This is a genomic window from Acidovorax sp. BL-A-41-H1 (assembly GCF_051942715.1).
In genome coordinates this window covers 1,224,632-1,241,022 of record NZ_JBPVJQ010000003.1, presented here as the reverse complement: position 1 = coordinate 1,241,022, position 16,391 = coordinate 1,224,632, and the positions used below count along the sequence as shown (strand labels likewise).

General features: G+C 63.7%; 12 protein-coding genes. 3 read left to right on the top strand and 9 right to left on the bottom strand.

Features of this window, described 5'->3' with window-relative positions; all coding sequences use genetic code 11:
* Positions 1-64 precede the first annotated feature (64 nt).
* The 9 genes from ACTPOI_RS06555 to serA form a co-directional block, all read right to left on the bottom strand.
* On the bottom strand, positions 65-1,519 hold the full coding sequence (locus ACTPOI_RS06555) for a sodium:solute symporter family protein (protein WP_440107570.1): 1,455 nt from the start codon (positions 1,517-1,519) through the stop codon (positions 65-67).
* A gap of 386 nt (positions 1,520-1,905) precedes the next feature.
* On the bottom strand, positions 1,906-3,477 hold the full coding sequence (gene ubiB, locus ACTPOI_RS06550) for a ubiquinone biosynthesis regulatory protein kinase UbiB (protein WP_440107568.1): 1,572 nt from the start codon (positions 3,475-3,477) through the stop codon (positions 1,906-1,908).
* Positions 3,474-4,139: a hypothetical protein gene (locus ACTPOI_RS06545; RefSeq protein WP_440107566.1), complete on the bottom strand. Its 666-nt coding sequence runs from the start codon at positions 4,137-4,139 to the stop codon at positions 3,474-3,476. Before ACTPOI_RS06545 ends, ubiB begins: the two co-directional genes overlap by 4 nt.
* 53 nt (positions 4,140-4,192) lie before the next feature.
* Complete coding sequence (locus tag ACTPOI_RS06540; RefSeq protein ID WP_440107564.1) at positions 4,193-5,206, bottom strand: Tim44 domain-containing protein; 1,014 nt, start codon at positions 5,204-5,206, stop codon at positions 4,193-4,195.
* Between the two features lie 59 nt (positions 5,207-5,265).
* On the bottom strand, positions 5,266-5,997 hold the full coding sequence (gene ubiE, locus ACTPOI_RS06535) for a bifunctional demethylmenaquinone methyltransferase/2-methoxy-6-polyprenyl-1,4-benzoquinol methylase UbiE (RefSeq protein ID WP_440107562.1): 732 nt from the start codon (positions 5,995-5,997) through the stop codon (positions 5,266-5,268).
* Between the two features lie 192 nt (positions 5,998-6,189).
* A complete protein-coding gene (locus ACTPOI_RS06530; RefSeq protein WP_440107560.1) occupies positions 6,190-6,609 on the bottom strand; it encodes a gamma-butyrobetaine hydroxylase-like domain-containing protein in 420 nt (139 codons plus the stop codon).
* A gap of 179 nt (positions 6,610-6,788) precedes the next feature.
* Positions 6,789-7,232 (bottom strand): HIT family protein, encoded by a 444-nt coding sequence (locus ACTPOI_RS06525; protein ID WP_440107557.1) that lies wholly within the window; start codon positions 7,230-7,232, stop codon positions 6,789-6,791.
* A 2-nt stretch (positions 7,233-7,234) separates the two neighbouring features.
* Positions 7,235-11,152, bottom strand: coding sequence for a DUF3683 domain-containing protein (locus ACTPOI_RS06520; RefSeq protein WP_440107555.1), 3,918 nt, complete (start codon positions 11,150-11,152; stop codon positions 7,235-7,237).
* 190 nt (positions 11,153-11,342) lie between these two features.
* The gene (serA, locus tag ACTPOI_RS06515) at positions 11,343-12,572 is read right to left on the bottom strand and encodes a phosphoglycerate dehydrogenase (RefSeq protein WP_440107553.1); all 1,230 of its coding nucleotides are present in this window, start codon (positions 12,570-12,572) and stop codon (positions 11,343-11,345) included.
* Positions 12,573-12,861: 289 nt separating this feature from the next.
* Here serA and ugpB point away from each other — a divergent pair, with 289 nt between their 5' ends.
* The 3 genes from ugpB (at position 12,862) to ugpE (ending at position 16,253) form a co-directional block, all read left to right on the top strand.
* The gene (ugpB, locus tag ACTPOI_RS06510) at positions 12,862-14,172 is read left to right on the top strand and encodes a sn-glycerol-3-phosphate ABC transporter substrate-binding protein UgpB (protein ID WP_440107551.1); all 1,311 of its coding nucleotides are present in this window, start codon (positions 12,862-12,864) and stop codon (positions 14,170-14,172) included.
* Positions 14,173-14,378: 206 nt separating this feature from the next.
* Positions 14,379-15,260, top strand: coding sequence for a sn-glycerol-3-phosphate ABC transporter permease UgpA (gene ugpA, locus ACTPOI_RS06505; protein ID WP_069103599.1), 882 nt, complete (start codon positions 14,379-14,381; stop codon positions 15,258-15,260).
* A 141-nt stretch (positions 15,261-15,401) separates the two neighbouring features.
* Positions 15,402-16,253: a sn-glycerol-3-phosphate ABC transporter permease UgpE gene (gene ugpE, locus ACTPOI_RS06500; RefSeq protein WP_069103600.1), complete on the top strand. Its 852-nt coding sequence runs from the start codon at positions 15,402-15,404 to the stop codon at positions 16,251-16,253.
* Positions 16,254-16,391 lie beyond the last annotated feature (138 nt).

The window sequence follows — 16,391 nt, the reverse complement described above, 5'->3', positions numbered from 1 at the left end:
TGCAAAACCCTCAATTATAGGCGGCATGCCCATGCGCAAGCCCTGCCGGTGCAGGGCCCCGGTGTCAGGTGGGTGCACTGCCTTCGTAGTGCGTGACATGGCCCTTGTGGTCGTCGATGAACTGGGGGGCCAGCGAGCCGGCCAGCATGCCCACGAGCGCGGCCAGCAGCCCCGCCAGCTGCTGCGGGAAGGCTTCCGACAGCATGGGGCTGGCCACAAACAGCAGCCAGACGCCCAGGCCCATCACCACGGCCAGCAGAGCCCCTTGCGTAGTAGCGCGCTTCCAGTACAGCCCGAACACCAGCGGCACGAAGGCACCCACCAGCGGCACCTGGTACGCACCCGACACCAGGTCATAGATCGACGTGCCCTGCATGGTGATCGCGTACATCAACACGCAGGCGGTGAACACCAGCACCGAGATCCGCATCGCCTTAAGCGTCTGCGCGTCGGTCATGCCCGGGCGCAGGTTGTGCAGGATGTTTTCGACAAACGTGGTGGACGGTGCCAGCAAGGTGGCTGAAGCCGTGGACATGATGGCCGACAGCAGCGCGCCAAAGAAGGCCACCTGCAGCACCAGCGGCATGCGCTCCATCACCAGGGTCGGCAGCACTTTTTGCGGATCGTCCTTGAGCAGCGCCTGGGTTGCTTCGGGCATCACCAGCAGGGCGGCCGTCACGATGAACATGGGCACGAAGGCAAACAGCAGGTACAGCGAGCCGCCAATGATGGGGCCGGTACGCGCCGTTTCTGCACTGTTCGACGACATCACGCGCTGGAAGACGTCCTGCTGCGGGATGGAGCCCAGCATCATGGTGATGGCAGCGGCAAAGAAAAACGTCCATTCCTTCAGACCGCCCGTGGGGAAGAACTGGAACTTGCCCTCACGCGCTGCATAGTCGATGACCTTGCCCGCACCGCCGGCCAGGTCGGCTGCAAACCAGGCCACCGCGACCAACCCGATGGTGATGACGATCATCTGCACAAAATCCGTCATGGCCACCGACCACATACCGCCATAAAGCGTGTAGATCAGCACCACCGCCGTGCCGATCACCATGCCCAGCGTGATGGATACGGCGCCTTGCGTCAGCAGGTTGAATACCAGGCCCAGCGCGGTGATTTGCGCTGCCACCCATCCCAGGTAGCTGCACAGGATGACTGCGGAGCAAATCACCTCGATCACGCGGCCGTAGCGCTGGCGGTAGTAGTCACCCAGCGTGATGAGGTTCTTGCGGTACAGCTTGTACGCAAAAAAGACGCCCACCAGGATCAGGCACATGGAGGCGCCAAAGGGGTCCTCCACCACGGCGCCGAGACCGCCTTCCACGAATTTGGCCGACACACCCAGCACGGTTTCCGACCCGAACCACGTGGCAAAAGTGGTGGCAATCACCACGGCCAGCGGCAGGCTTCGGCCCGCCACTGCATAGTCAGCCGTGTTGTGAACGCGCCGCGCGGCATACAGCCCCACGGCGATCGAGATCAGCAGGTACACAACGATGAATGTCAACAGCATGGCGCCGCTCCGAAGATCCAAGGGTGTTGCAAGAAAGCGCGCGTACCGGACACAGCCTCAAGGTCCCGCCGCCAGCGCATGGCGGGGCTCGGCAAAGGCCAGTCTTTCAGATCCAGACATGACAACGATGAGGCTCGTGGCACAGCCCGCGCAGCACTCACGCAGCGCCCAGCGGCCCACCACCATCCCCCGGTATCTCCGAATCCGCAAGCTCAGGCCCCACACACTGCCCCTGCCGCAAAAACGTAACAATTAGCGCAGCGGATTATGAATGCAACTTCCGGACCACGGGCGCAAGCCCGTTCCCCGCCAAGCATAAATCCTGTGGTACGGCACCCACAAGTGCGGCGCGCAGCATACGCGCCGGCATTGATCCGCCTGCGATCTCAGAAGATGCGCAGCCGGACGAACAACTGCATCACCAACAGGCCCAGCACGAAGCCAACGCCACCGTAGATGATGGCTTGCAGAAGACGGTTCGTGCGGTGCTGGGCCTCCAGCAGCTCACGCACCACCTGGTGCTGGCCATCGAGCGGCTTGCGCTGGCGCAGCGCGTCGTACAGCAGGCGCGGCAACTCCGGAATCAGCTTGGCGTAGTGCGGCGCCTCGGCCCGCAGTTCGCGCCACATGCGCTGTGGGCCCATCTGTTCGAGCATCCACTTTTCCAGAAACGGCTTGGCCGTGCTCCACAGGTCCAGCTCGGGGTCAAGCTCGCGGCCCAGGCCTTCGATGTTGAGCAGGGTTTTCTGCAAAAGCACGAGCTGAGGCTGGATCTCGACATGAAAGCGGCGCGAGGTCTGGAACAGGCGCATGAGCACCAGCCCCAGCGAGATTTCCTTGAGCGGCCGGTCGAAATACGGCTCGCACACGGCTCGGATGGCCGACTCCAGGTCGTTGACGCGCGTGTTCGGCGGCACCCAGCCGCTTTCGATGTGCAGCTCGGCCACCCGCTTGTAGTCGCGCCGGAAGAACGCCACGAAGTTCTGGGCGAGATATTCCTTGTCCGACTCCGTGAGCGTGCCCACGATGCCGAAATCCAGCGAGATGTAGCGCCCGAAGGTCGCGGGCTCCAGGCTCACCTGGATGTTGCCCGGATGCATGTCGGCATGAAAGAAACCGTCGCGAAAAACCTGGGTGAAGAAGATCGTCACCCCGTCGCGCGCCAGCTTGGGGATGTCCACCCCTGCTGCGCGCAAGCGGTCGATCTGGCTGATGGGCACACCCGTCATGCGCTGCATCACCATGACTTCGGGATGACAGAAGTCCCAGAAGATTTCCGGGATGAGCACCAGGTCGAGGCCCTGCATGTTGCGGCGCAGTTGCGCGGCATTGGCCGCCTCGCGTATCAGATCCAGCTCGTCGTGCAGGTAGTTGTCAAACTCAGCCACCACCTCGCGCGGCTTCAGGCGCTTGCCGTCGGCCGACAGGCTTTCAACCCAGCCTGCCATCAGGCGCATCAGGCCCAGGTCTTTTTCGATCACCGGCAGCATCCCGGGGCGCAGCACCTTGACGGCCACCTCGCGCTCCACGCCATCACGGTCGCGCAGCGTGGCAAAGTGCACCTGGGCAATCGATGCGCTGGCCACCGGCTTGCGGTCAAAGGTCAAGAACACTTCATCGACCGGACGCCGGAAGGCGCGCTCGATGGTGGCAATGGCGACCTCTGCCGGAAACGGTGGCACCCGGTCCTGCAGCAGCGCCAGCTCGTCAGCCACGTCAGCCGGCAGCAGGTCGCGGCGGGTGGACAGCACCTGGCCGAACTTCACGAAGATGGGGCCCAGGCTCTCCAGCGCCTGGCGCAGCCGCTGGCCGCGCGGCGCGTCCAGGTTGCGCCCGACCGACAGCGCGCGCGAAATCAGCCGCAGCCAGGGTTTCTGGAAACTGTCCAGCAACAGGCCATCGAGGCCATACCGGAACACCACCCACAGGATGGTGAAACCCCGCAGCAGGCGCTTCATGCGCCGGCCCGGTCAGAACTGCCAGATGGGGCAGCGGGGGCACCCGGTGCCGCAGGGAAGCCGCTGCTGGCCACTGGCGATGCAGGCGCCACCGGTGCTGGCTGCGCCGATGGAGCTGGCGTGGCCGCAGCAGCAGATGCCATGCGCGAGCCGACGAACTGCCGCAGCGCCTGCGCGATCCGCCCGGCCACCTGCCCCACGGTATGCGCGGGCGCATCACCGATCACGCGGGCCAGGTCTTCCTCGACGTCCCATCGCACATGGTCTACCAGCCAGTTGATCTCGGCTGCAAGCTGCACGTCGCCCTCGATGCGGATGGCAGGCTTGTCGCCCCGCAGGGCGGTCTGCGCCAGCGACAGGGGTGAGGTTTCAGTGACTTCGAGGCGCAAGTCAGGCAAAGCGCCCTCGGGGGCCAGGTTCAAGAGACCGGCGGGCGTGATGACGAGCGCCATCGAGTAAGCGCGCCACTGGACGCGGGCAATGCGCCCCTTCTGGCGCACCAGCCGCTCCATGGCCTCGGATTCCTGCATCAGCACATGATTGAGGAACAGCACGATCCGTTGCTGCGCCTCGTGCACCAGCCACTGGGGTGGCTGCGGCCCTGCGGCCACGCGCTCGAAAAGGCCATCCAGAAAAGAAAAAGGGGACTGTGGTGTTGCCATAGTCCCCGATTATTCCCTGAACCCGGCTCTCGCCGGGCAGGATCATCCCCTGCTTACTGCAGGGCTTGCACGCCAGCCACCAGCCAGCCAGCGCCGCCCGACTTGGGCTTGGTCATGTTCCACACTTCGCGGAACGGGCTCGGGCCAGCCGAAGGCTCTTCGCGGATCATGCCGGAGAACTCCACGCTGGCCATGTAGCCGTCGGCCAGTTCCTCGATGCCCAGCAGCTGGGCTTCGATCATCACCACGTCGGTCAGGTTGGGCTGGGCACCGCGGTGGTCTTCACGCTCGCTCAGCTGGGTGCGGATCTCGTTGAGCATGCCGTCGGTCATCATCGAACGCAGCGTGGCGATGTCCGAGCGGTCCCAGGCACCTTGCAGGGTGACGAAGTTGCGCTTGGCCGCTGCCAGGAAGTTCTCGGTGTCAAAGCCGTCCGGAATACCCCAGTTCTGCGAGCCCGACAGGCCGGAGCCGATGGTCACACCCGTACCGGCACCCTGACCGCCCGACGCATTGCGTGTGGCGTCAAACGCCATGCTGCTGCGCTCCCAGGGGCGGGCCGAGGCGTCGTTGCCCACGTTGTTGGGGCTGTACTGCGGTGGTACCTGCGCCGCCGACGGCGTGGCGGCGCCAGCGCCCTGGAACGCCAGTGGCGAGTTCGACGAGGCGGCTGCACCACCCTGGCGGGCGCGCATCACCATCTTGAAGATGGCAAAGGCCGCCAACGCAAACAGGGCAAACATCAGGATCTGGCCAAAGCCTTCACCCATGCCCAGCGAGTGGGCCAGCCAGGCCAGGCCCAGTCCAGCAGCCAGGCCGCCCAGCATGGCGCCCCAAGGCTTCTTGGGGGCAGCAGCGGCTGCGCCAGGCGCTGCCGCAGGCTTGGCCGCAGCAGCGTTGGTTGCGCCTTGCGCCGGCGCACCCGGCGTTGACGGCGTGGCCGACTCGCGCTGGGTCACATTGTTCGACTGCTGTCCAGAGGACTTGCCGCCGCCAAGACGCTTGGCATCAGCGTCCACGTGGACCACCGCCATCAGCGCCACCAAAACCACAGACCACAGTTTCATCGTGTCATCTCCGTTATGTCATTCATCCACATCGACCGCAAATCAACCGCGAATAGCGATCAGCACTTGATTCCAACATGCAAGGCAACAACCCCACCCGTCATGTTGTGATAGTCCACATGGCCAAAGCCGTTTTGCCGCATCAGGACCTTGAGTTCTTCCTGCCCCGGATGCATGCGGATCGACTCGGCCAGGTAGCGGTAGCTGGCGTCATCGCCCGCCACCATCTTGCCCAGCCGCGGCAGCACCTTGAAGGAATACCAGTCGTAGGCCTTCTCCAGCGGCTTGGCCACCTTGGAGAATTCGAGCACCAGCAGCTTGCCGCCGGGCTTGAGGACGCGGCACATCTCGGCAATCGCCTGGTCCTTGTGCGTCATGTTGCGCAGGCCAAAGGCCACGCTCACCACGTCGAAGTGGGCATCCGGGAACGGCAGCTTCTCGGCATCGCACACCAGCGTGGGCAGCACCACGCCTGCATCGATCAGGCGGTCACGGCCCACACGCAGCATCGCTTCGTTGATATCGGTGTGCACCACGCGTCCGGACGTACCGACTTTCTTGGAAAAAGCCAGCGCCAGGTCGCCGGTGCCGCCTGCAATGTCCAGCACCTGGCTGCCTTCGCGCAGGTTGGCCACCATCACGGTGTAGGCCTTCCAGGCACGGTGCAGGCCGGCCGACATCAGGTCATTCATGATGTCGTAGCGCGACGCGACGGAGTCGAACACGCCCCGCACCTTGCGGGCTTTTTCCTGCTCGTCGACCGACTGGAATCCGAAATGAGTGGTGCTCATGATTTGATGCTAGGCGCGCAAGCGCCCGGGGTACAGCGACAACCCCGCACCCAAACGGGGCATATGTCGCATATTGGACAACGCTATTTCAAGCAATACAGGGCTCTGGCGCTTGTTCTGATTGGCCTGATAGCTACTAACTTTATAGCAAACTGATCCACGGCGCGCGGAACACGCGTACGCGAAGCCGCTTCAATGGCTGCCGCAGGCATGCCCGCCGCCACCCTTGCCCGCCATGGGCGCGTCGCGGTCTGCGCCTGCCGCGGCCAGGCGCTCGGTGTACTGCGTCCAGAGCGCATCCTGCTGCTGGCCCAGCTCGTACAGGTAATCCCAGCTGAAGATACCGCTGTCGTGGCCGTCGGAGAACGTGGGCTTGACCGCGTAGTTGCCCACGGGCTCCAGGTTCACCAGCGTCACCTCGCGCTTGCCGGTCTGCAGCACTTCCTGACCGGGGCCGTGGCCCTGCACCTCGGCCGATGGCGAATACACGCGCATCAGCTCGAACGGAATGCGAAACGCTGCGCCGTCAGAGAACGCGACCTCCAGCACGCGCGACTGGCCGTGTACCGTGATCGACTCGGGAGTGGGCGCACCGGTTTTCAAACCTGCCATGGGGATCACCTATCAAACAATTGCGAAATCAGTCCGCCATTGTCCCACCGCAGGGTTAGGGCAGCGGCCTGCGGGGGTTCCGCAATCGCTACCGGCCCCGTGCGACGCGGGCAGGCTCGGAGCCTGCACCTGCGGCACGCAGCCGCGAGGTCAGCCCAGGAGTGACGCCCGAAGCGCGCTCACCCCGGTTGCTGCGCCAGCGCCTCGCACAGTGCTGCTTCCAGCGCCGGCAGGCGGGCAGTCTGCCGCGCTTCGTGTGCCAGGTCGCGATCGCGCCGGGCAGTGGCCCAGACCGGCGCAGGAAAGTGGCTGTCGCCCTCGAACCGGGCAATCACATGCCAGTGCAGGTGCGGGACCATGTTGCCCAACGCCGCAAGGTTGATCTTCGCAGGAGCCAGGTGCGCACGCAGCACTTGCTCGACGCAAGCCACAGCCTCCATGCAATGCGCCCGCTCCGCTGGCGAGAGCTCGGAAAACTCCGCCACGTGAGCGTTCCAGATCACCCGGTAGAAGGCCGGAAACCCCGCCTCATCGGCGCGGATGACACGCAGATGCGTGCCGCGCCAGATCAGCGTGCCGCCTTCACCCTCGCACAGCGCGCAACCGGGTACCGCATGTCCCATGGCTATACGAGCACCCGCTCAATGCCGCCGTTATTGGCGCGCTGCACGTAATCGGGCATCCAGTTTTCACCCAGAATTTCGCGCGCCATCTCGACCACGATGTAGTCCGCTTCCAGCAGGCCGTTGTTCAGGTCATCCTGGTAACGGTTCAGGCCTTGCAGGCAGCTGGGGCAGCTGGTGAGGATCTTGACGTTCTCCTGCGTGCCCACGGCACCGCTGGCACGCAGCTGGGCTTCGCCCTTGCGGATTTCTTCTTCCTTGCGGAAACGCACCTGGGTGGAGATGTCCGGCCGGGTCACGCCCAGCGTGCCCGACTCGCCGCAGCAGCGCTCGCTCTTCAAGACCTGCTCGCCCACCAGCGCCTTCACGGTCTTCATCGAGTCCTGCAGCTTCATCGGGTTGTGGCAGGGCTCGTGGTACAGGTACGCGCCCTTACCTTGCAGGGCAATGCCCTTTTCCAGCAGGTATTCGTGGATGTCGATGATGCGGCTACCCGGGAAGATCTTGTCGAACTCGTAGCCCTGCAGCTGGTCGTAGCAGGTGCCGCAGCTCACCACCACGGTCTTGATGTCGAGGTAGTTGAGCGTATTGGCCACGCGGTGGAAGAGCACCCGGTTGTCCGTGATCATCTTCTCGGCCTTGTCGAACTGACCGCTGCCGCGCTGGGGGTAGCCGCAGCACAGGTAACCCGGCGGCAGCACGGTTTGCACACCGGCGTGCCACAGCATGGCCTGGGTGGCCAGGCCCACCTGCGAGAACAAACGCTCCGACCCGCAGCCGGGGAAGTAGAACACCGCCTCCGTCTCGGCCGTGGTGGCCTGCGGGTTGCGGATGATCGGGACGTAGTCCTTGTCCTCGATGTCCAGCAGCGCGCGCGCCGTTTTCTTTGGCAGGCCGCCGGGCAGCTTCTTGTTGATGAAGTGGACCACCTGCTCCTTGATGGGCGCGGTGCCCACCGTGGCCGGCGGCTTGGCCGTCTGCTTGCGGCCCACCTTGCGCAGGATGTCCACGGCCATACGCTGGGCCTTGAAACCCACGCCCACCATGGCCGAACGCAGCAGCTTGATGGTGTCGGGGTTGGTGGCGTTGAGCATGGTCATGGCCAGTGCGTTGCCCGGGCGGAAGCTTTTCTTGCCCATCTTGCGCAGCAGGTTGCGCATGTTCATGGTCACTTCGCCAAAGTCGATCTTGACCGGGCACGGCGTGTAGCACTTGTGGCACACCGTGCAGTGGTCCGCCACGTCTTCAAACTCTTGCCAGTGCTTGATGGACACACCGCGGCGCGTCTGCTCTTCGTACAAAAACGCCTCGACCAGCAGCGAGGTGGCCAAAATTTTGTTGCGCGGGCTGTACAGCAGGCTGGCGCGCGGCACATGGGTGGCGCACACCGGTTTGCACTTGCCGCAGCGCAGGCAGTCCTTGACCGAATCGGCAATCGCGCCGATGTCGCTTTGCTGCATGATCAGCGACTCGTGCCCCATCAGGCCGAAGCTCGGGGTGTAGGCGTTGGTCAGGTCGGCATGCATCACAGGCGAATTTGAGGCGTTTTTGACCTGCAGCGCTTGTATTGATTGCCCCGATTGCTCCTGATTTCGTAGCAACTTGCCTTTGTTGAAGCGGCCTTCCGGGTCCACCTTCTGCTTGTATTCGGCAAACGGGCGCAGTTCTTCGTCGGTCAAAAATTCGAGCTTGGTGATGCCGATGCCATGTTCGCCCGAGATCACGCCGTCCAGGCTGCGCGCCAGCACCATGATGCGGTCCACCGCCTCGTGCGCGGTCTGCAGCATTTCGTAGTCGTCGCTGTTGACGGGCAGGTTGGTGTGCACGTTGCCGTCACCGGCATGCATGTGCAGCGCCACCCACACGCGGCCCTTGAGCACGCGCTTGTGGATGGCCGTGGCCTCATCCAGGATCGGCTTGAACGGCGCGCCGGCAAAGATCGTTTGCAGCGGCGCGCGCAGCTGGGTCTTCCAGCTGGCACGCAGGGTGTGGTCCTGCAGTTGCGGGAACAGCGCGGCCACGTTGGCCAACCAGTCGGACCACAGAGCACGCACCTCGGCCACCAAGGCAATGGCCTGCCCCACGCGGTCTTCCAGCAGCTCGGCCGAAGGGATCTCGCTGGCGTCGTCCTGCTTGCCCAGCGGCAGGTTGCCGCGCTCGAAGAAGTCGGTGAGCGCATCGCACAGCTTGATCTTGTTGCGCAGGCTCAATTCAATGTTGATGCGCTCGATGCCGTCGGTGTACTCGGCCATGCGCGGCAGCGGGATCACCACGTCTTCGTTGATCTTGAAGGCGTTGGTGTGGCGGCTGATGGCCGCTGTGCGCTTGCGGTCCAGCCAGAACTTCTTGCGCGCCTCGGCGCTGATGGCGATGAAGCCTTCGCCGCTGCGCGAATTCGCGATGCGGACCACCTCACTGGTCACACGGGCCACATCGTCGGCGTTGTCGCCGGCAATGTCGCCAAACAGCACCATCTTGGGCAGGCCGCCGCCGTGCTTCTTGCTCTTGGTGGCGTAGCCCACCGCCTTGAGGTAGCGGTCGTCCAGATGCTCCAGGCCCGCCAGCAGCACGCCGCTGCGCTTTTGCTCGGCGAACATGAAGTCCTTGATCTCCACGATCGACGGTACAGCGTCACGCGCGTTGCCAAAGAACTCCAGGCACACAGTGCGCGTGTGCTCGGGCATGCGGTGCACCACCCAGCGCGCGCTGGTGATCAGGCCGTCGCAGCCTTCCTTCTGGATGCCTGGCAGGCCCGCCAGGAACTTGTCGGTCACATCCTTGCCCAGGCCTTCCTTGCGGAAGGTCTTGCCCGGAATGCTCAGGCGCTCGCTGCGCACAGGCGTCTTGCCGTCGGCCTCGAAATACTGCAGCTCGAAGGTGGCCATTTCCACGTCATGGATCTTGCCCATGTTGTGATCCAGGCGCGTCACTTCGAGCCACTGGGCGTCAGGCGTCACCATGCGCCAGCTGGCCAGGTTATCGAGCGCCGTGCCCCACAGCACGGCCTTCTTGCCACCCGCGTTCATGGCGATGTTGCCGCCAATGCACGACGCCTCGGCGCTGGTCGGGTCCACCGCAAACACGAAGCCCGCACGCTCGGCGGCATCGGCCACGCGCTGGGTGACCACGCCGGCTTCGGTCCACACCGTACCCACCTCGCGGTCCATGCCCGGCAGGCGGCGCATTTCCACCTCCGTCATGGCTTCGAGCTTTTCGGTGTTGATGACCACGCTCTTCCACGTCAGCGGAATCGCGCCCCCGGTGTAGCCTGTGCCGCCCCCACGCGGGATGATCGTGAGGCCCAATTCAATACAGCCCTTGACCAGGCGCGCCATTTCGGCCTCGGTGTCGGGGGTGAGCACCACAAACGGGTACTCCACGCGCCAGTCTGTGGCATCCGTCACGTGGCTCACACGCGAGAGGCCGTCGAACTTGATGTTGTCCTTGGCAGTGAGTCGGCCCAGTGTTTTTTGCACCTGGCGGCGCAGCTGCGAGGCCTGTTCGAAGGTGGCGTTGAACTCGGCCACCGCGCGCCCTGCTGCGGCCACCAGTTCGCCCACCAGGCGGTCACGCCCGGCATCGTCTGCGGGGGTGCGGCGTTTTTCGATCTCGCCCAGGCGGTGCTGCAGCGCATCCACCAGCATCTTGCGGCGGTCGGGGTTGTCCAGCAGATCGTCCTGCAGGTAAGGGTTGCGCTGCACCACCCAGATGTCGCCCAGCACTTCGTACAGCATGCGGGCCGAGCGGCCGGTGCGGCGCTCCTTGCGCAGCTGGTCCAGCAGGTCCCAGGCGGGCATTCCCAGCAGCCGGATCACGATCTCCCGGTCGGAGAATGACGTGTAGTTGTAGGGAATCTCGCGCAGACGCACGGGCTCGGCAGCCCGCGTCTGCAGGGCAGCCAACGCTATCGGAACATTCATGGGATCAACCTGGGTCGGCGCGAAGCGCCCTCGTGCCTTGGGGCCGAAATTTTATGCCACGGCCTGCGGGACTGCTGCCCGGGTCGGGGTGACAGCCCTGCCCGCAGGGCCTTGAACGCAGGGTTTCAACGCAAAGCGCGCTCAGGCGCTTGTCACATAAGCCTTTGCAGCTACTATTTTAGGAGCAAAATCAAAACAGCACCCGACTGCGCAGCGTGCCGGGAACTTGCGCCAGCTTGTCCAGCGCCAGGTCGGACGACGCGGCGTCAATGTCGATCACCACGTAGCCGATCTTCTCGTTGGTCTGCAGGTACTGGGCAGAAATGTTGATGGCGTTGTCCGAGAAGATGCGGTTGATTTCGGACAACACGCCCGGGACATTGCGGTGGATGTGCAGCAGGCGGTGCTTGCCGGGGTGCGCAGGCAAAGCCACCTCCGGGAAGTTCACCGACGACGTGCTGGTACCGTTGTCGCTGTACTTCACCAGCTTTTCCGCCACTTCAAGGCCAATGTTGGCCTGCGCCTCCATGGTGGAGCCGCCGACATGGGGGGTGAGGATGACGTTGTCCAGCCCGCGCAGCGGCGAGATGAACTCGTCCTTGTTGGTGCGCGGCTCCACCGGAAAGACATCGATGGCAGCACCCAGCAGCCTGCCCGCGCGCAGGGCTTCAGCCAGCGGGTCGATCTCGACCACCGTACCGCGCGCTGCGTTGATGAGGATGCCGCCCGGCTTCATGGCGGCAATTTCGGCCGCGCCGATCATCCACTGGGTGGACGGCAGCTCGGGCACATGCAGGCTGACCACATCGCTCTGGCCCAGCAGGTCGTGCAGGCTGTGAACCTGCCGTGCATTGCCCAGCGGCAGCTTGTTGACCACATCAAAAAACGCCACATGCATGCCCATGGCTTCAGCCAGCACCGACAACTGGGTGCCGATGGAGCCGTAGCCGACGATGCCCAGCGTCTTGCCGCGGATTTCGTACGCGTTGTCGGCCGACTTGAGCCAGCCGCCACGGTGCGCCACGGCGTTCTTTTCGGGTATGCCGCGCATCAGCAGGATGGCTTCGGCCAGCACGAGTTCGGCCACAGAGCGGGTGTTGGAGTACGGCGCGTTGAAGACGGCGATGCCGCGCTCGCGCGCCGCGTTCAGGTCCACCTGGTTGGTGCCGATGCAAAAGCAGCCCACGGCCACCAGCTTGCCGGCATGCGCAAACACGTCTTCGGTGAGCTGGGTGCGCGAGCGGATGCCCACGAAGTGCACGTCGGCAATCTTGCGCTTGAGTTCGTCGTCTGGCAGGGCACCAGCCACCGTCTCGATCTGCGTGTAACCCGCAGCGCGGATCACATCAACGGCAGACGGATGGATGCCCTCCAGCAGCAGAAACTTGATCTTGTTCTTGTCCAGCGAATTGGTGGCCATGCTTGCTCGCGTTGGTAAGGAATGAACACGGCCGTCGCACACGCGACAGCCGTCGGGGGTCATCCTTCACTATGCACCAAGATTGGTGCAATGCACCAAAACCTTGCACGTTGGGGTGAATGGTTTAAATCAGTCACAAAAGCGTCACAATCGCACCCCTTGCAGGTAACCCAAGGGGTTTTCCCCGGTTGTGAGCCGGCGGGTGCCATGCGACAACGACACACCACTGTCACACGGTCTGCCCAACATGCGGCCCTTGTGCTTTTCGTCATCCTCGAAGGAAACATTCATGCAACTCAAGCATCTGGCAGTCTCGGCTGCCGTCGCCCTCTCCCTGAGCGCTCCCGTTCAAGCCCAGCAGGTAGAAATCCAGTGGTGGCACTCGATGAGCGCCGCCCTGGGCGACTGGATCAATGACCTGGCCAAGCAGTACAACGCCAGCCAGACCCAGTACAAGGTCGTTCCGACCTACAAGGGCACGTATGACGAGTCCATGACGGGTGCCATTGCTGCGTTCCGTGCCGGCAATGCGCCGCACATCCTGCAGGTCTACGAAGTCGGTACCGCAACGATGATGGCCAGCAAGGGCGCCATCGTGCCCGTGGCCAAGATCCTGAACGACGGCGGCTACAAGTTTGACCCCACCGAGTACGTCTCGGCGGTGGCCGGCTACTACACAGCCCCCAACGGCCAGATGCTGAGCTATCCGCTCAACAGCTCCACCACGATCTTCTACTACAACAAGGACGCCTTCAAGAAGGCTGGTCTGGACGCCGAGAAGCCCCCGACCACCTGGCCCGAAGTGTTCGCGGCCGCCTCCAAGCTCAAGGCCAGCGGCCACAGCTGCCCGTTCACGACCAGCTGGATCAGCTGGACGCAGCTGGAAAGCTTCTCGCTGTGGCACAACACGCTGTTCGCGTCCAAGAACAACGGCTTTGACGGTGCCGATGCACAGCTGCAGATCAATACCCCCCTGCACGTGCGCCACTTCGAGAACCTGGCCAGGGCTTCCAAGGAAGGCAGCTTTGTGTACAAGGGCCGCGGCAACGCAGCCGACGCATCGTTCCCCTCAGGCGAATGCGCCATGATCACTGGCTCGTCGGGCCTGTATGCCCGCGTGGCCAAGGAAGCCAAGTTTGCGTACGGCATCTCGGCGCTGCCCTACTACTCGGACGTGAAGGGCGCGCCCCAGAACACCGCCATCGGTGGTGCCAGCCTGTGGGTGATGGCCGGCAAGAAGCCTGAGGAATACAAAGGCGTTGCCAGCTTCCTGAACTTCCTGAACGACACCAAGGTGCAGGCCGCCAGCCACCAGCGCACCGGTTACCTGCCCGTGACCACCGGCGCCTTCAAGCTGACCGATGCGTCGGGCTTCTACCAGAAGAACCCCGGCACCGACGTGGCCGTGACGCAGATGATCCGCAAGGCCACCGACAAGTCGCGCGGCATCCGCCTGGGCAACTTCGTGCAGATCCGCTCGATCATCGACGAGGAAACCGAACAGATTTGGGCTGGCAAGAAGTCGCCCAAGGAAGCGCTGGACACGGCCGTGACCCGCGGTAACGAGCAACTGGCCCGTTTCGCCCGCGCCAACAAGTAAGCAGACCACCGCAGTGCCTGCCGGTGCTGACAGGCCTTGAAGCCGGTCAGCACCAAAAGCCCGCCGCCCCGTCAGCCACCATGGTTCACGGGCGGCGGGTTGTCTTTTTTGCCACAGGGCCGCCGGGGTAACCCACCCCGTCCCGCCGTTGGCAACGGCCCCGGTGAGGACCGGCATGCGCAGGGGCTTTTTTTGAGAGTGTGGACATGGAAAAACGCGTTCTATTTCGCTCGGCATGGCTGCCGTGGGTGCTTCTGGCACCCCAGCTGGTCATCATCAGCGTCTTCTTTTTCTGGCCGGCCGGCCAGGCCCTGGTGCAGTCGTTCCAGATGCAGGACTCCTTTGGGTTCTCGCGGGAATGGGTGGGGTTTGCCAACTTCCGCGACCTGTTCCAGGACCCGGGCTACCTTGCATCCTTCAAGACCACGGCGTTCTTCTCGATCCTGGTGGCGGTGAGCGGAATTTCGCTGTCGCTGTTTCTGGCCATCTTTGCCGACCGCATCATCAAGGGCGCGCTGGTCTACAAGACCGCACTGCTGCTGCCCTATGCGGTGGCCCCTGCCGTGGCCGGCGTGCTGTGGATGTTCATGTTTTCGCCATCACTCGGTGTGGTGGCCTACATGCTGCGCCAGACGGGATTTGACTGGAACCACATGCTCAACTCCGACCACGCCATGGCGCTGATCGTGATTGCCGCCGTGTGGAAGCAGATCTCGTACAACTTCCTGTTCTTCCTGGCGGGCCTGCAGTCCATCCCCAAGTCGCTCATCGAAGCGGCCGCGATTGATGGAGCGGGCCCGTGGCGCCGGTTCTGGAGCATCCAGTTCCCGCTGCTGTCGCCCACCACGTTCTTCCTGCTGGTGATCAATGTGGTGTATGCGTTCTTTGACACGTTTGCCATCGTGGACGCCACCACGCAGGGCGGCCCGGGGCGCGACACCGCCATCCTGGTCTACAAGGTCTATCACGACGGTTTCAAGGCCATGGACATGGGTGGTTCGGCCGCGCAGTCGGTGGTGCTGATGGCCATCGTGGTCGTGCTCACGGTGATCCAGTTCCGCTACGTTGAGAAGAAAGTCCAATACTGATGCACCCCCTGAGTCGCTTCGCGCCTTCCCCCTCGAGGGGGACGCCGCCCTCACTGCGGGGCGGCCCTTGCTTGGCGGCCTCCGCACATGGCGCGCCCGTTCCAGCCGCCCGGGGCCATGCAACGTATCTGAAAGATTCAAATGGTTGAACGTAGTCCCTATCTCACGGCGTTCTCGCACCTCATCATGGTGCTGGGCGTGATCATCGTAGGCTTTCCGCTGTACCTGGCGTTTGTGGCGTCCACCCACACCGCGCAGGACATCGTGCAGGCCCCCATGCCGCTGCTGCCGGGCAGCAACTTCTGGCAGACCTACCGCGACACGCTGTTTGGCGGCGGCGCGGGTGCAGGCTCCACCGCGCCGGTGGCGCACATGATGTGGGTGAGCTTTGTCACCGCCATGGTCATCACCATCGGCAAGATCGCGATCTCGCTGCTGTCGGCGTTTGCCATCGTGTACTTCCGGTTCCCGTTCAAGGGCATCTGCTTCTGGCTCATCTTCATCACGCTGATGCTGCCGGTCGAAGTGCGCATCGGGCCCACCTACCAGGTGGTGTCCGACCTGGGCATGCTCAACAGCTATGCGGGCCTTACGGTCCCGCTGATCGCCTCGGCCACTGCAACCTTCCTGTTCCGCCAGTTCTTCCTGACGGTGCCGGACGAGCTGGTGGAAGCCGCCCGCGTGGACGGCGCAGGCCCCATGCGCTTCTTCAAGGACATCCTGGTGCCGCTGTCGCGCACGTCGATCGCCGCGCTGTTCGTGATCCAGTTCATCTACGGCTGGAACCAGTACCTGTGGCCCCTGCTGGTGACCACGTCCGAAGACATGTACCCCGTGGTGATCGGCATCAAGCGGATGATCGCTGGCGGTGATTCAGGCAACGAATGGAACATCGTCATGGCCACCGCCCTGCTGGCCATGCTGCCGCCCGCCCTGGTGGTGGTGCTGATGCAGCGCTGGTTCGTCAAGGGCCTGGTCGATACCGAAAAATAAGTACCAAAACAGCCCAAGGTGCTTGATTTACAAGTACCTAATGCTATCAAAATCATATCAACCGTGCGCACCAGCCCCCTGAACAACGCCCTGCCCTGCGCCTCCCGGCGCGGAACCGCAGGGCTGGCTGACACGGTC

What these genes read in the sequence shown, in the direction of transcription:
- ubiB (WP_440107568.1), bottom strand. Translation starts at nt 3,477, where the DNA reads ATGAAGCGCCTGCTGCGGGGTTTCACCATCCTGTGGGTGGTGTTCCGG.
- serA (WP_440107553.1), bottom strand. Translation starts at nt 12,572, where the DNA reads ATGGCCACCAATTCGCTGGACAAGAACAAGATCAAGTTTCTGCTGCTG.
- ACTPOI_RS06530 (WP_440107560.1), bottom strand. Translation starts at nt 6,609, where the DNA reads ATGGCAGGTTTGAAAACCGGTGCGCCCACTCCCGAGTCGATCACGGTA.
- ugpA (WP_069103599.1), top strand. Translation starts at nt 14,379, where the DNA reads ATGGAAAAACGCGTTCTATTTCGCTCGGCATGGCTGCCGTGGGTGCTT.
- ugpE (WP_069103600.1), top strand. Translation starts at nt 15,402, where the DNA reads ATGGTTGAACGTAGTCCCTATCTCACGGCGTTCTCGCACCTCATCATG.
- ubiE (WP_440107562.1), bottom strand. Translation starts at nt 5,997, where the DNA reads ATGAGCACCACTCATTTCGGATTCCAGTCGGTCGACGAGCAGGAAAAA.
- ACTPOI_RS06520 (WP_440107555.1), bottom strand. Translation starts at nt 11,152, where the DNA reads ATGAATGTTCCGATAGCGTTGGCTGCCCTGCAGACGCGGGCTGCCGAG.
- ugpB (WP_440107551.1), top strand. Translation starts at nt 12,862, where the DNA reads ATGCAACTCAAGCATCTGGCAGTCTCGGCTGCCGTCGCCCTCTCCCTG.
- ACTPOI_RS06545 (WP_440107566.1), bottom strand. Translation starts at nt 4,139, where the DNA reads ATGGCAACACCACAGTCCCCTTTTTCTTTTCTGGATGGCCTTTTCGAG.
- ACTPOI_RS06540 (WP_440107564.1), bottom strand. Translation starts at nt 5,206, where the DNA reads ATGAAACTGTGGTCTGTGGTTTTGGTGGCGCTGATGGCGGTGGTCCAC.
- ACTPOI_RS06555 (WP_440107570.1), bottom strand. Translation starts at nt 1,519, where the DNA reads ATGCTGTTGACATTCATCGTTGTGTACCTGCTGATCTCGATCGCCGTG.
- ACTPOI_RS06525 (WP_440107557.1), bottom strand. Translation starts at nt 7,232, where the DNA reads ATGGGACATGCGGTACCCGGTTGCGCGCTGTGCGAGGGTGAAGGCGGC.